Here is a 14,589-nt window from a genome sequence, read left to right on the forward strand (position 1 = left end):
TCGCTCTTGTCCAGTATGCGGTAATAGTGCGCCTTGGAGACACGCGCAATCCAATTCGATGGAACCCACAGGTATTGCACAAAATAGTCATTAGTTATTGGTCACTTGTACTGACTTGTACTGAGCGGCGTCGTTGGCGCAGCCTCTCGTAGAGAAGTAGCGGCGTCGTTGGCGCAGCCTCTCGTAGAGAAGTATTGGTCATTAGTGATTGGACTTTGGACAAATGACAACCCAACCCACACCTGAAATCAGAATAACTAATCGCTACAAATCAGGAGAACTGATGACCGTTACTTTATCAGAAAAAGCAGAATTTCATCTGTGGACATTCCTGAGAAATTCCGCACCCGACGCTAATGGCGCAACTAAAGGTGTCCGCATCTCTGTAAAAAATGGTGGTTGCAGTGGCTATGAATATGCGATCGATATCACCAGCAAGCCCCAACCAGATGATTTAGTAACCCAGCAAGGCAAAGTGGTGGTTTACGTTGATCCCAAAAGTGCGCCGTTATTAGAAGGAGTTGTGGTTGACTTCGTTGAGGGAGTGATGGAAAGCGGTTTTAAGTTCACCAACCCCAATGCAACTGATAACTGCGGTGGTTGTGGAAAGTCCCTCAAAGCAGGCGACAGTAAGCCTACTGGTGTACCTTGCAGCTAACATGATTCCGTTAGCGCCAAGTCTAACTATAAAGGCTTCTCATAGACGTACTCCGCAGAGTTTCAATGCCTTTGAGGTGGCTTCTCGTTCGCGTTGCATCCCTTATCCCTATAGAGAAACTAGCTAAAGCGTAGCTTCTGCGTAAGAAGAAGGGAAGCAAAAAGTAGGATAGGTTGCTCAAAAACTTCGGAAATTAGACCAACTGTATAACGTTTGAGGAGAATCGGAAAATGGCTACGTACCAAGTTAGATTAATCAACAAAAAAGAAGACCTCGACACCACAATTGAAGTTGACGAAGAGACTACCATTTTAGATGCAGCAGAAGAAAATGGTATTGAGTTGCCGGCTTCTTGTCAAGCAGGTTCTTGCTCTAGTTGTGTTGGCAAAGTCGTTGAAGGCGAAATTAATCAAGAAGATCAAAACTTTCTGGATGACGATCAGATTTCTAAAGGATTCGCTCTACTTTGTGTTACTTATGCTCGTTCTAATTGCACAATTAAAACACATCAAGAACCGTATCTCGTCTAAAATATTACTTTGGTTGCAGCCTTTGGCGACTAAATAAAAAGTGAAGGAAGAAGGATGAAAATATACTTCCTTCTTCCCTTAACAATCCCTAATTTCTAATTCAAATGTTTACCCGCTTTACTGTGACTGGCTGTTCATTAGAATTATTGAGAATGGGAGAGCGAGGAATCGTCACTTTATGTAAAAGTCAGGATAAAAGAATCTTGACAAAACTGACATCAATGGGGGTAACACCAGGAACTAATATCACTTTAGAACAACACTTTCCCTCATTAATTATCAAAGTAGGAAATACATCTTTAGCACTAGATATAGAAAGTATCCGCGCTATTTATGTGCGTATTATTGATAGTTGAATTAATTAACATCTATATAATACCCTCTTGACCTCACTCCTTTCGTAATTAATTCCAGGAGTAAGGCCAATCAATTTATAGATATGAATGCAAAGAGCCGCTTGCAAGAAAAGGCAATTTGCTTATTTTTCATTCAACACCAACTATCACATCTGATGATTTAATCACAGCATGAACCTGCTTACCTTCTACAAGTCCGAGCGTTTCCGCTGATGATTTTGTGATGATTGACACTAACTCTACTCCTGGTGCTATTTCTAAAGTTATCTCAGTATTAACTGAACCATGCACAACTTTTGTTACAGTACCTTTGAGAGAATTCCGAGCGCTAATTTCCATTTTTTGTCTCTGTCTTACTTATACTTAAATAAAATAGCACAATTTTAAGCACAGTTTGGTTGAAAAAGGTAATCATTTAATATTTCTTAATGACTGTCAGGTATATAAAGGAAATCTCAGCGTCATCTCTCTGTTTTATTAAACACAAGATTCAAACTAATTCATATAAAACGTGGTTTCCAGCATCTGGCTGGAAATACTGCTCATTGCGGCTCTGGCGTTAGTAAGGGGCATTCCCAGTCTCCGACTGAAAATGAGGTAAAAAAATGCTGCATTTTGAGTGTATTTCAAGATTTTTTCGGAGATATATTTGGGGATCTTTATAAATGATTCATAATTCTAAATTATCGGAGTGATAATATATAACTAAGCTAAATTGTTGAAAGTCAATTTAGTAGTCTGTCAAGTTAACTATGCTGGGTAAATAAGTTTGTAGTCAGGACTTTAGTCGTTGTGTTAGACACTGAAGTACTTAGTACGTACTAAGCAAAGTTAGCTTGATAAACTATTAGTACTTTGAGTAACCGAAAATTGCTGGGTGAGCGCGGGGAGTAGGAAGTAAGGAAAGACTTTTTCGGATTCCCAAATTTTTGAATATCTAGCAAAGTTGCTTTGGTTAACTACTAGAGTTCAGCTATTCATATAGTATTTTTAAATAATGGTGGGCATTGCCCACCATTAAGTTTTACAAGCAAATTTATGCTTGAAAGTTACTTATTTTTGTGACATTTAAAGAAGAAGTATGAGTCAATTAAGCAGTCAAGATTTGAGTAAAGCAACAACCCAATGGCTAATAGCAAAAGACTATAGTCCTGAGGATTTAAATCAGCGAGGTGAAAATGGTGATACAGCTTTGATGAAAGCGACAAGAGAGGGAGTTTATGCAGTCGTTAAAGAACTGATTGATGTAGGTGTGGATATTAATGCTCAAAATAGCGATGCCTCCGGCGGGCTACGCCTACGCAACAACGTTTTGTGGTTTGCTTGTTTTGGTAATCACTACGATTTAATTAATTTACTGCTGGCTGTCAAGATTAATATTGACAACCAAAATGATAACGGTGCAACTGTTTTAATATATGCAGCCTCAGCCGGAAAGACAGAAGTCGTCAAGTTACTTTTATAGCACCATCCTAACTTAACTTTTAAAAACTTAGACGACTATAAAGCCATCGATTTTGCGAGTAACGTAGAAGTTTTAAGGATACTTAAAAATGCCACAAAGTAAGATATCGGGCAAAGCCTATCATGACGCTACGAAGCATTCTTACTTATCGGTACAGCTTGATCCAAATTATGTAGATGCTTCAACACAGCCATCTCCATTTAAAGTTTATCCAAAATTTTATCGGAGAGTGAAATTAAATCTCAATAATCCTGTTCATTCTTTTATCTCGTTAACTAGTACGATAACACTGGAAAAAGTGTATAAAGATAGCTTTTATACACTGCGAGTCAATCCATCAGCAGGCGCTTTGTATCCTACGGAAGTTTACGTACAGGTTCGCGGGGTTGAGGGAATAGTAGATGGTATATATCATCTAGAAATTGAGAATAATTGTCTAACTCTCATCTATGAATTAATTGATGATGGGTTAGAGAGTTATATTATACTGGGGAAAAGTATCAACGGATTCATCTTTTTAATTAGTTGTGTTTATTATAGGTCTAGCTGGAAATATCAAAATAGAAGCATGAGATATTGCTTATTAGATAGCGGACACCATTTAGGTGCTGTTGCAGCTTCAGCTTTTCTCCACAACCGAGATATACAACTAATTTTTGACTTTGATAAACTCGCACTCAATTCCGATTTGGGATTTGAGAATAAAGAGTTTATTACTGCTTGTGCGGTGTCAGGAGAACTACAAGACAAAAAAATCAGACGCTTAAGGCTGAAAGTTCCTTTTGTCTGCGGTACTGATTATTTTGAATCTAATCAATTTATTGAAGATGCCTATCAAGCAACTACTCTCCAAAAGAGTCACCAGCAGAAATTAGAGTATCCTCAATTTTACTTTGATAAGGATAAATTTTATCACACAGTTTGGGATAGATGTTCTATTAGACGTTTCCGGAAAGAGTCTATTTCTCAAGAAGATTATTTATATATAGTGCAGCAACTTCAGCAGCCAATACCGACAGAAAACTATGAGCAAATAGAAATTTACTCAGTGGTGCATCGAGTAGAGGGAATGACACCTGGCTTATATAAAGGTACGTATCTGGTTAAGACGGGTAATTTTAGTGAAAAGACGGGTTACTTATGTATTAATCAGGCTATTGCTAAAGATAGCGCTGTAACTTTATTTTTTGTGTCAAATTATTTAAATTATCAAACTGCTATGCAAATAGCTGGTTTTCTCGGACAGAGGCTTTATTTAACTAGTAATTATTTGGGAATTCAGTGTAGTGGAATTGGTGCTTATTATGATGAAGAAACCCAGCAATTATTAGAAACAAATAAAGATGTGCTTTATCGAATGGTAATTGGAAGATAAGTAGGAAGCTAAAGAGAGATGCTTAGAAAGACGTATTACTTTAATGGTGATGACTCACATCCTATACAACCGACATCGGCAGATATTATACTGCGGCAGCAACTAGAGTATTCTATTAGTAGATACTTTTATGACGCTTGCGATCGCACTATTCAAAATCTTCTATCTAATTGTCGATGGTATGTTACAACCCATGCCAATGCTCTAACATTGGTAATTGAATGTCCCGATCAAGTTACTAATTGGCGGATTCTGCAAAAAATTGTGCCAATGGGGACATTGCTACATGGAATTGTTAGCAGTGCTAAAATCCGTGTTTGTCCACCAGAGAGTCAAGGCGTACCTTTTGAAATGAGGGTAGATGAACTTTCGGTTTATCGGGATTGGGCTTAAGAAAATAGTTAAGAGTTTGGAGAGACGCGATTAATCGTGTCTGTACAGGAGTTAAGAATTCAAAATTACGACTCATTATTCTGGCTGATAAGTGCGGTTATTTCTTCAAAAACCAAATCGGCAGAATATTTGACAACAGGACTTAACTCCAGTCCAAAATCAAGATTTGCTGCCTCAATTAAATAAACTGTTACCTGTTCGGGAAAGTCATTTTGAAAAATTTTTCGTCCGGCGGCTAAAGCATTATCCCAGCGAAAATTGTGCAAGTTATAACTAGGTTCTGGCAAAGCTTCCAGTTCTTTTCCTGGAACTTTAAACACAGCACCTGGTTCAGAACCAGTTGAACTTGCATCAATAATTACTAATTGTTTACTACCTCTAGCTTGAAACATTACTTCCATCCCGGCGGTGCCACAGTCATATACTCGCACATGAGGATCAGGGTTTTCAGCTAGATATTTTTCTAAGCGTTGGGCGATGATTACGCCTACTGCGTCGTCATTGCGATTGAGATTGCCGCAACCAATAATAGTTAGCATCGGATAATATTTAATTACTTTAATGAGTTGCAAAAGCACTGTCATCGATAAATACATGAGTTAAAGCATAATTTAAGGCGGTATTAGACCACTAATAACAGTATTCAAAATTTTGATATGTTAGACTGCTGAGTGCGGCTTAACATTTTAGTACCATGCGGCGTAAATACACATATCATTTTTAAGCCTTGCGGTCAGCCAAATTTTCGTAGCTTTTAATGGTCTCCTTACTTCCGCCAAGCTGTACTAGACAGGAGTACTCATCTGCTGCTTAGTGCTGGATAACACTATAGGCAGTGTGTTAGACCGTATAGGAGTAGTTAAATAAATAGTTAGGTGTGCTACCTACACTTCAAATTTGATGGTCAAAATTCTTAATCTCGTAGGTCTAGTTTTCGGGTTCATAGGTGCCTCTCTCGCCTTTCTCGATAGTTGGCGCACTGGCTCACGGTTTAGCGAGAGAGGTGTCAAACTTGGGTACGAACCAACTTTAAACACATGGTTCTGGAAATCATGTGGAAGTATTGGCTTCGCGCTGATTACGATAAGTTTTGCTCTCCAATTATTTGCCGCCTGCATGTAGTAGTAAAATCTTACCTAGTATGGTTACGCCACCAGGAATACAATCTTTTCTTATATACAGGTAGTCAAGGCAAATATTCCAGCTCGCAATCTGTATGAAAAACTCGGCTATGAACCAATGTATGAGTACTGGTATTGAGTAGGCTGTAGTTCAGGCAATCAGCAGTGATTAAAACAGAGGCTCTGACTAATAATATAGGCAAAGCCTCTGAAGAACTAAGTTATCAGCAGTAAACTAGAACTCTACACCATGTTTCTTGGCAATTTCAGTAAGTTTCTCACACTGATGTTGTGATGCTTTAGTTAACAATTCTTCAGCCTCTTCTCTAGTACTTCCCTCTTTAGGAATTAAATACTTGACATAAAGAGATACAAAATCAGCTACGATCGCTAAACCGGATAAACCATGTTTGTCAGCTTCTTTACCAGCGATCGCTGATACTAAACCTGCTTTAATTGGGTCTGGTTTAACTTTCATGAACTGATCAACAAGTTTCGGAATATATTCTGCTGGTGGCAAGTTATCTAACTTACTTCTATCTGGAGTAAAGTTGCATTCTGCGGCTTTTGCCTGCTCTAAAACGCACCATTCGATGAATTCTTGCAATGCTGCATCAGGAACGCGAGGGAGATATTCGTGTAGCGCTAAATCAGACACAAGCTTACCGTGTAAATTTCTGTTTTGTTGAAGTGCATTAACGCAAGCCTAACGCACTGTTTCTATAAGTTTTAGTGTGTTACACTACGAGTTTTGAATAAAGGGGATTGGGCATTGCAAAAACTCTACTTTTCAAACAAGCTCTCAGATTAAAAGAGTTGGTGGAGCGATCGCCGAAATAGCAAATGGACTCGCCGAAATGGCCAATACGTAGGTGTAGCCAGCCGTAGGCATTAAGATTTGGCTGCCCAAAGTAGGGAAATGTCATACTTATTAAACATCGAATCGGCACTCACAAGCGTCATTTCTTCTATCTGAGCCGGTACACAAGGGCGGGCAGGATGCCCACCCCACAAGATTTATCATATTAAGATGTGTACTTAATTTACCTGCAAAGTGCTGTACTACTATCTAAAAGTAAGATAGAGGTACGATAGAAAATTCTCCGCGTACCTCCGCGCTTACCTTCGCGCCACTTTGCGTTTAAACTTAAGCAGTCCGAAAACGCGCTAACTCTTCACCTGTCTTAGCATCATGAGCATGAACTGTACACACCAAACATGAATCAAACGATCGCGCCACATGACCAACTTCCACCGGATCGCTAGAATCGTAAATGGGTGTCCCAATTAAAGCTTCTTCAATGGGTCCGCGGATTCCTTCGCCATCACGAGGGCCGATATTCCATGTACCTGGGGCAATCACTTGGTAATTCTTAATCTTACCGCCCTCTACTTCCACCCAGTGAGATAAGGAACCCCGCGCTGCTTCTGTTGCACCCCAACCGCGTCCATCTTTTTCTGTGGGTTTGATATACCAAGGGTCGTTTAACTTGAATTCGCGTAAACAATGTTCGGCTTGACGATATAACTTGACAAGTTCGTGAACTCGTGCTAGCTGACGCACATGAATACTAGCACCACCCATTTGTTTGAAGACATCGAGGATCAAGCCGTCGTAGTGTTGCCAAGATTCGCCATGTTTACCACCTGCAACTAACTGACGCGCTAAGGCGCCAACTTCCAAACGTCCGAAGTCTTTGTGAAGGACTGCACTCGACCAAGAGTAGGCGTTATCGAAGTCTTTGGTATTATTTGCTGTGGGTTTAGTGATGCGATCGCTAGGATGAATGTCTGCTGTTCCTTCATCGTACCAGGAGTGAGTTGTATTCTCACGGGTAAATGACTGATCCATTAAGGTGTGAGTGTCTGCGAAGCTGTCGTACACTCCACTTTTCATAATCATTGCCGCATTTCGTCCTTCAATAGTCGGCTTTTGGTATTTATCTTCATGGGCTAAATATCCCCAAGTGACATATTTACCAACACCAGCACCATATCTATCTAGACCGATATCTAAACCCATGCGCCAATAAAAACCTAAGTCAGAATCTCGATGATTTCGGTCTTCATCTAACCATTCCATGAAGTGATCATAAGTCTGAATTTCTTCATAGCGTTCTAAAGAACAACCCAACCACACTGGTTCTAACCAATTGGTGCGGAAATATTCTAGAATTGCCCAAGCGCGGGTAATGTCTGTGAGAGTAGGGGCACACATCACGCCACCGGGAACCATGTAGCTGGAATGAGGCCATTGTCCGCCTAATAGTGCATAAATTTCTACAGGTTTAGCGGAAATTGTGATGCCTACTTCGTAAGATTTACCAGTGAAAGCCGCAAAGCGTTTAACAGCTTCGTCATAAAAGCGACTATGGCGGTATTTTTTATTGGTTAAATCAATCGCAAAGAGTCCGTAAAAATAGCGGGGTATACTTTGAATTGTTTCGACAATTTGACCGATATTTCTGGCTAAAATTGCATTGCGGGGAACTTCAGTTTCCCAAGCTGTATCTAATGCCCAAGATGCACAAGTTAGGTGAGAACCGCCGCAAATGCCGCAAATGCGAGGCGTGACAATTAATCCGGCTTGGGGATCTTTACCGCGTAGGATAACTTCAAATCCGCGAAATAATTCGGCGTGTGTCCAGGCGTTGACTACCCGCCCATTCTCAATATCAACTCGGACATCTAAATCGCCTTCAACTCTACCGACGGGTGATATATCTAATGATTGAATTCCCATTCTTTTCTCCTTTAATTGTTAAGGGGAGTGGGGAGTGGGGAGTAAGAATTTTAGATTTTAGATTTTAGATTTTAAATTGAAATTTAATCCAAAAGACGCTCGCGGACTCGCTAACGCTCCGCTATCGTCAATCCAAAATCCAAAATTGAATTGCCCAATGCCCAATGCCCAATGCCTCATGCCCAATGCCCAATGCCCTAAACTGTAAAAAAGTCTTCTTCTGCCCAAGGTGGTGCTGCGTCTTTGGCGACCATTGTTAGTAAGGCGTAGTCTTTTTTGTTCACCCCTGGCGGTAATTCTTTGGGAACTCCCATGACTGTTTGGGTTTTGAATACGGTTCCCGGTTTGAGGTCAAAGAAAGGAAATTCTGGTTCTGTACAACCTAAACAAGGCATTCCAGCGCGAGTTTTAGAAGAAACGCGGTTCCATAAGATGCGGTTGCAAGAGGAATGAGTCATGGGGCCGCGACAACCCAAGTCGTAGAATAAGCAACCTTTGCGCTGACCAAATTCGGCCGTTGAGGCTTTGTAGGCAAAGTGAATGTTACGGGTACAACCTGTTTGGGTATAGCTGTTGAAGAAGGTTTGCGGACGATTTAGTTCGTCGAAAGCAATGTCTGCTATGCGCCCAGTAGCGATCGCAACTAATATCTGCGTAATCCAGTCGGGATGTGCGGGACATCCAGGTATATTAATTACAGGTAATCCGGCTTGCGATAAAAAATCTTTACCTAAAAAGCCGCCTTCTTGACGTTTGAGAAATTGCAAACCTTCCGATTCGCTGGGGTTGGGTGACATCGCCGGAATTCCTCCCCATGTGGCACAGTCTCCCACGGCGACGATAAATTTAGCAACTTTGGCGAGGTCTGTTAACCAATCTTTCATGGCGCGATCGGCAAACCGATTCCATTCGCCTGTGCCGTTGGGGGCGTTGACAACACTACCTTCAAATACCAAGATATCTAGGGGAATTGTACCAGAAATGCAATCTCGCAGCAGTGTTTGCAAATTGTTGCCTAGTTCCAGTCCCAAGGAGGGATGCCAAAGTAAGTTAATGCCAAAGTCGGCAATCAAATCGCAGACTGTCGGTTCTTCAGCGTTGAGAAATGACATAGTGTTGCCTGAACAAGCACCACCCTGTAGCCATAGTACGTTAGTCATTGGCTATGCGTTTTTCTATTGTTTACCATGCATGATGTAGGTGATAATGCTTGTAAAGTCTCACCTGCTTATCAATATTTATTTTTCAATTCTAAGATATTTTTTTATTCAATTCACTATCCTTAAAAAAGAATTAATAATTAACAATAACTGAAATCCGATCAAGATTAATTTAAAAGGTTATGTCTGTTATGTATGTAACACATTTAACAAATAAAATAATAGCATAAATTAAATTGCCTTTTGTTTTTAACTCCTGACGTTAATAGCGGTTTCCAGGTTCATGAAGTAGATCATATCAAAACCTCACTCCCAGCCCCTCGCCGAACTCACGGAGAGGGGAGATAAGCTGTTACACATTTAACTTGCATAATTAGGGTGGGCAAGATGCCCACCCCACAAGAGTTATATACATTTTAGATATGCAAACTAGATATGGTTTAGCTTAAAGCACAGCTTTATCGGGGTAAGGTTAATTGGCTATGCAAATGTTAAAGACTGGAGTCCATTACTACAATAGCTATATGCAGGTGAGGTGATCAGTATTTTAAGCCGTCAGATTTTAATGCAATAACTGAGTCAAATACAGCGAAATATCGGGGTGCAAAGTCTTGCGCCCCGTCAGCTATATATCAATTGTTTTAGGATTTCGGTTGTGCAGCTTGTCTAACAAGTTGTTCGTCCAAACCTACCACTTGAGCGATCTGCTCAATACTTAAACCCAACGCTAATAACTGGGGTATCACTTCTAACTTAGCTTCTTGTCTACCTTCTTCAAAAACATCTTGGTAGAATCTAGTTTGCTTTAACTCATTTGCTCCAAACATTTTTCCTATCTCCTCTTGGTTCAATCGCGGCAACTTGTAGATTAATATCGTCTCTATCAATTGTATAATTTCTCTAGTAGTAGCGACATCTGGAATTTGCTGTCGGACACTGTTGACTATCTCTAAAGCTTTTCTTGTCGCAGTTGATTCGGGTTCGATGATTAGTTTAACTGTCTCTATGCCGATTGATGATGTCTCAATTGAGCTTAATTCATTAAGATAGACGCGAGTCACTCGTTGTAAGTTGAGTAATTCTGTATATCTTTCGGTATCTCCAGTATCAACGCTGCGATTCGGGAAGATGACAACACCACGCCAATTGTTGGTTAATTCAGTTTTGTCGAGATAGTTAAAGATTTCGGTAAATAAACGTGAGTAGAATTTTTTATCTGGCTGAAATTGGACTTCGGCAAAATAGATGGGTAGTTCTGCTGCATTTGGCAGGAATACACCATCGATTCTAAACGCCAGTTGTTTGACTTCGACTAAAGAAAATTGATAAGCACTAGCTAGTTGCGGCGGTTGGTTAATCAGTTCAAAGAAAGTGCTGGGGATACTTTGAAAGATGCGATAAAAGATACTGTCTGTTTTCAAGGGAGCTTGTTTTACAGTTGATAAACATATTTTACACTTCGGTGTGCGATGTCTACGACGGGCCACGCCTACGCAGATGACACACCCAACTTTGCCATCGAATCACAAGGTGTTTAAAACTGACATTAATATTGGCAATTACCCCCTAGAATTTTAGAAATAGGATGTTTTATAGTAAAACAATTGATTGGGCATTGGGCATGGGGTTAACTTTTTCCCTAGTCCCTAATCCTTAGCCCTAGTCTCAGACAAAAAGGGGAAATTCCGCCTAAAGGACTCGAAGCCTGCGTAAATCAGTATGGCCCGTGATCAGATGCTCTCAGCGTATCTTGATCATTCGTGGGCGTTGGCAGACTCAATTCCCAATTGGCTAGAGTACGGCAGAGTTATGACCCCCAGCATTACAGATTCAGCGGTGAAGGCTGCGTTAGCGGCTGTTGCATCGGAGTCAGCCACAGCAGAGGAAAAAATCCAAATGCTGATTGAGATAGCACAGGGTTTTCAAAAAAAGCCCAAAGCTGCCCAAGATTTACGGAATGCAGTTGGTTTATATTACCGGGCTTATGAGATGTGTGGTGAGGAGTATCCGCTACTGAAAGCCAGGTCTCAAGTAGGGATGGCAGGGACGTTACAAGCAATACCGGATGCTGACTACCAACTGCTTCTGCAAGCGAAAGTCGGTTATGAAGAAGCCCTTCCAACTTTACAACAATTAGCTTCACCAGAGGAAGTAGCAGAGACGCAAATGAATTTTGGGCTGGTATTGCAGTCGCTTGTACCATTCAATTTGGCACGGATAACCGACAGCATCCAAGCTTATCATGAAGCGTTGCGGGTGTTTACTTGGGAAAATTACCCCCAAGAATACGCGATTTTATATAACAATATTGCGATCGCTTACCTTTCTATGCCCCTAGCATCAGAACGGGAATACTTGCGTCAAGGGTTAGCAGTGCAATCATTTGAGGTGGCATTAAAGCATATTAATTTGATTGATCATCCCAGAGAATATGCGATGTTGCAAAATAACTTGGGTAACGCTTTGCAATATTTAGTTAGTTCCCATCCTGTGGAGAATAATTTAAGAGCGATCGCAGCTTACAATGAGGCGCTAAAAGTGCGTAATTCCAAAGATACACCTCTAGAGTACGCTAATACAATTTCTAACAAAGCCAACGCGCTATTTAACTTACCAGACGACCAGGAAAAACCAGAAGCTGGTAATCCTAAAAATCTTTTGCAAGCGCGTATCTACTATCAAGACGCTTTAGAAATATTTACAAAATACCAACAAATTGGACAAGTAGAAGTAGTAGCCCAAGCGCTACAAGATGTGGAAGCAGAAATAGGCAATACAAAATAGGGCATTGAGCATTAATTATTCTTGCTCATCCCTAATTACTAATCAGGAGAACAAAACAGCATGAGAGATATTTTAACAAACTCAGGTGTGATAAATTTTCTCACCAGTTTAGCAGATGGCGACTTGAACATAGCAACAGAATTCGTGTGGGTAATCATAGCAACAGCCTTGTCTATGGTCAGCGGTGCAATTGGTGGAATGCTGTTAGCTGGAAAAGATATAGGCTATCAGTTTTCAGCAATGCTTGGTGCATTATTTGCCCCTGCTGGTGCAATTCCCGCCATCATCTTAGGGCTGGCTGTTTTAAATTGGCTGACAAACTATTAGGAGAAAATATGTTAGAGATAGGGTGGTTTTCTGTCAAGTTATTTTTTAAAGGAAAGCTATTACGCGACCCGATGTATTTTGTCAAGCAAACTACTATTGGTATTGCCGTAGGTTTCTTACTGCTAGTGTTACTCGCACAAGCCCCAATTCCCTTCTACTTACCAATAACATTATCTAGTTTATTGACGGGCATGATTATGCCATTTCTCCTTAAAGATTTTAAAATGAAGTAAAAAGCCTAATGTCTCCTTAAGAGTCTCCGACTGGGAATGCCTAATGCGAGGGCTGCCGCCTCTTGACTTGAAAAGAGCCGCAATGATTAGCATTTCCAGCTAGAGGCTAGAAACGAGGTTTTAAAGCTTAAGTTGACACCAATGAGCATTGCTAAACCCTTACAGCACGGATCTATTTAGCATCAAAGTAATGATTAATCACAGCTGGAAACAACCTATTTTAGTAAAAGCATAGCATGATTAATTTGTACAGTGCGTAAGTCTTAAGATTGTTCAATCCAAAATCGTTCGACTGAGCGTTCGCGTAGCGTCTCGTAGAGAAGTCGAAGTCCAAAATATAAAATATAAAATTCTTCTCCCCCATGTCCAACCTTGAAGAATTAGTTAAAGAAATCAACCGGTTTGAGGCAATTATATCCGAGTGGGATGAAAGCCAACGGTGTGTAGCAGTAGGCTTAAAAAGAGCAATTGAAGCTTTGCATAAAGCTGCATTGACTAGTTTGATTAAAAACCTAAAACAAGAATCAATGTCAGCTTTGCGTCATGCGGTTGCTGATGAAGTCGTGTATGCAGTGCTACTGTATCACGAGCTAGTCAAACCACCAAAGCCACCATTAGCACAACGCATTCAGACAGCCCTTCAAGAAATTCGCCCAGGTTTAAAAAGCCATAATGGGGATGTAGAACTAGTAGCAATTAAGCCACCAGATACAGTAGAAGTCAGATTAATCGGAACTTGCAGCAGTTGTCCGGCTTCTACTTTGACTTTATCTCAGGGAGTAGAACAGGCAATCAAAAACCATTGTCCTGAAATTACCAAAGTAGTTGCAGTCAATAACAACCCTACTGTTAACAACACGAATTCCAGTTTAATCAGTCCCTTTTCTTCAAAAATAACTTCTACTTGGATAAAAGTGGCGACTATTGATCAAGTTCCTGAATTTAGTGTGTTGGCAGTACAAATTGCTGGTAATTCCCTGATTCTACATCGTCAAGGTGTTACAGTAAAATGTTACCATAATGCTTGCAGTCATTTAGGATCTTCCTTAGAAAAGGGTAATGTTGAAAATGGTATTATTACCTGTCCTTCCCACGGATTTCAGTACAAGTTAAAGACAGGTGAATGCTTAACTGCACCTGATGTTTCACTTCATTCATATCCACTAAAGATTAAAGACGATAAGGTTTTTGTGAAACTGCAAAAATGATGATGCCAAGGTAACATCTCAGCAAATATACTTGGTGATTAGGAAATCAGGGCTATTTTGCTTTTTCATTTCAGTACTTCGCCCATTCATTTTAGTGTTTTGTGCAAGCAAAATACCTGAATTGTTTCTCATTTGTGTAATTCAGTTATTGATTTTAGTGTTTTGAGAAAGCAAAAAGGCATATTACTTTCTCAAAATGCCATTTAACTTTCTCATTTGGGTGTTTTCCGCAAGCA

At 40.3% G+C, this 14,589-nt stretch carries 15 protein-coding genes and 2 pseudogenes; 11 read left to right on the forward strand and 6 right to left on the reverse strand.

All coding sequences use genetic code 11. The features are described from left to right. From ACYTXL_RS29900 to ACYTXL_RS29915, 4 genes and pseudogenes are all read left to right on the forward strand, one after another. A pseudogene (locus tag ACYTXL_RS29900) lies at positions 1-94 on the forward strand (protein hesA); the annotation flags it as partial. A 189-nt stretch (positions 95-283) separates the two neighbouring features. Continuing rightward, on the forward strand, positions 284-658 hold the full coding sequence (locus ACYTXL_RS29905) for a HesB/IscA family protein (protein ID WP_461927835.1): 375 nt from the start codon (positions 284-286) through the stop codon (positions 656-658). Positions 659-888: 230 nt separating this feature from the next. Next, positions 889-1,188 carry a 2Fe-2S iron-sulfur cluster-binding protein gene (locus tag ACYTXL_RS29910; protein WP_461927805.1) on the forward strand — a complete coding sequence of 100 codons (300 nt, stop codon included), beginning with the start codon at positions 889-891 and terminating at the stop codon, positions 1,186-1,188. A gap of 104 nt (positions 1,189-1,292) precedes the next feature. Further along, a complete protein-coding gene (locus ACYTXL_RS29915) occupies positions 1,293-1,544 on the forward strand; it encodes a FeoA family protein (RefSeq protein WP_461927806.1) in 252 nt (83 codons plus the stop codon). A gap of 129 nt (positions 1,545-1,673) precedes the next feature. On the opposite strand, the gene ACYTXL_RS29920 is transcribed toward ACYTXL_RS29915, so the two are convergent. Further along, positions 1,674-1,883 carry a TOBE domain-containing protein gene (locus ACYTXL_RS29920; protein WP_461927807.1) on the reverse strand — a complete coding sequence of 70 codons (210 nt, stop codon included), beginning with the start codon at positions 1,881-1,883 and terminating at the stop codon, positions 1,674-1,676. Between the two features lie 742 nt (positions 1,884-2,625). Between ACYTXL_RS29920 and ACYTXL_RS29925 the strand changes: the two are divergent. The 3 genes and pseudogenes from ACYTXL_RS29925 to ACYTXL_RS29935 all read left to right on the forward strand — a co-directional run bounded on the left by ACYTXL_RS29925 (position 2,626) and on the right by ACYTXL_RS29935 (position 4,777). After that, positions 2,626-3,111: pseudogene (locus ACYTXL_RS29925) on the forward strand (ankyrin repeat domain-containing protein). Beyond that, positions 3,098-4,384 carry a SagB/ThcOx family dehydrogenase gene (locus ACYTXL_RS29930; protein WP_461927808.1) on the forward strand — a complete coding sequence of 429 codons (1,287 nt, stop codon included), beginning with the start codon at positions 3,098-3,100 and terminating at the stop codon, positions 4,382-4,384. The pseudogene ACYTXL_RS29925 and the gene ACYTXL_RS29930 overlap by 14 nt, the downstream one beginning before the upstream one ends. 18 nt (positions 4,385-4,402) lie before the next feature. Next, the gene (locus tag ACYTXL_RS29935) at positions 4,403-4,777 is read left to right on the forward strand and encodes a hypothetical protein (protein ID WP_461927809.1); all 375 of its coding nucleotides are present in this window, start codon (positions 4,403-4,405) and stop codon (positions 4,775-4,777) included. A 65-nt stretch (positions 4,778-4,842) separates the two neighbouring features. Here ACYTXL_RS29935 and ACYTXL_RS29940 read toward each other — a convergent pair whose 3' ends face one another. The 5 genes from ACYTXL_RS29940 to ACYTXL_RS29960 all read right to left on the reverse strand — a co-directional run bounded on the left by ACYTXL_RS29940 (position 4,843) and on the right by ACYTXL_RS29960 (position 11,222). Then, complete coding sequence (locus ACYTXL_RS29940; protein ID WP_461927810.1) at positions 4,843-5,316, reverse strand: hydrogenase maturation protease; 474 nt, start codon at positions 5,314-5,316, stop codon at positions 4,843-4,845. An 817-nt stretch (positions 5,317-6,133) separates the two neighbouring features. After that, positions 6,134-6,556, reverse strand: coding sequence for a hypothetical protein (locus tag ACYTXL_RS29945; RefSeq protein WP_461927811.1), 423 nt, complete (start codon positions 6,554-6,556; stop codon positions 6,134-6,136). A gap of 489 nt (positions 6,557-7,045) precedes the next feature. Then, on the reverse strand, positions 7,046-8,641 hold the full coding sequence (locus ACYTXL_RS29950; protein ID WP_461927812.1) for a nickel-dependent hydrogenase large subunit: 1,596 nt from the start codon (positions 8,639-8,641) through the stop codon (positions 7,046-7,048). Between the two features lie 197 nt (positions 8,642-8,838). After that, positions 8,839-9,801, reverse strand: a complete 963-nt coding sequence (locus tag ACYTXL_RS29955) for an NADH-quinone oxidoreductase subunit B family protein (protein WP_461927813.1) — start codon at positions 9,799-9,801, stop codon at positions 8,839-8,841. 641 nt (positions 9,802-10,442) lie between these two features. Then, the gene (locus ACYTXL_RS29960) at positions 10,443-11,222 is read right to left on the reverse strand and encodes an Rpn family recombination-promoting nuclease/putative transposase (protein ID WP_461927814.1); all 780 of its coding nucleotides are present in this window, start codon (positions 11,220-11,222) and stop codon (positions 10,443-10,445) included. Positions 11,223-11,610: 388 nt separating this feature from the next. Between ACYTXL_RS29960 and ACYTXL_RS29965 the strand changes: the two genes are divergently transcribed. The 4 genes from ACYTXL_RS29965 to ACYTXL_RS29980 all read left to right on the forward strand — a co-directional run bounded on the left by ACYTXL_RS29965 (position 11,611) and on the right by ACYTXL_RS29980 (position 14,353). Next, complete coding sequence (locus ACYTXL_RS29965) at positions 11,611-12,585, forward strand: hypothetical protein (protein WP_461927836.1); 975 nt, start codon at positions 11,611-11,613, stop codon at positions 12,583-12,585. A 60-nt stretch (positions 12,586-12,645) separates the two neighbouring features. Then, the gene (locus ACYTXL_RS29970; protein ID WP_461927815.1) at positions 12,646-12,912 is read left to right on the forward strand and encodes an asr0689 family protein; all 267 of its coding nucleotides are present in this window, start codon (positions 12,646-12,648) and stop codon (positions 12,910-12,912) included. Positions 12,913-12,920: 8 nt separating this feature from the next. Continuing rightward, positions 12,921-13,145 carry a hypothetical protein gene (locus tag ACYTXL_RS29975; RefSeq protein ID WP_461927816.1) on the forward strand — a complete coding sequence of 75 codons (225 nt, stop codon included), beginning with the start codon at positions 12,921-12,923 and terminating at the stop codon, positions 13,143-13,145. A 362-nt stretch (positions 13,146-13,507) separates the two neighbouring features. Next, positions 13,508-14,353 (forward strand): NifU family protein, encoded by an 846-nt coding sequence (locus tag ACYTXL_RS29980; protein ID WP_461927817.1) that lies wholly within the window; start codon positions 13,508-13,510, stop codon positions 14,351-14,353. Positions 14,354-14,589: the final 236 nt, after the last annotated feature.

The sequence above is a fragment of the Nostoc sp. genome (genome assembly GCF_054880495.1).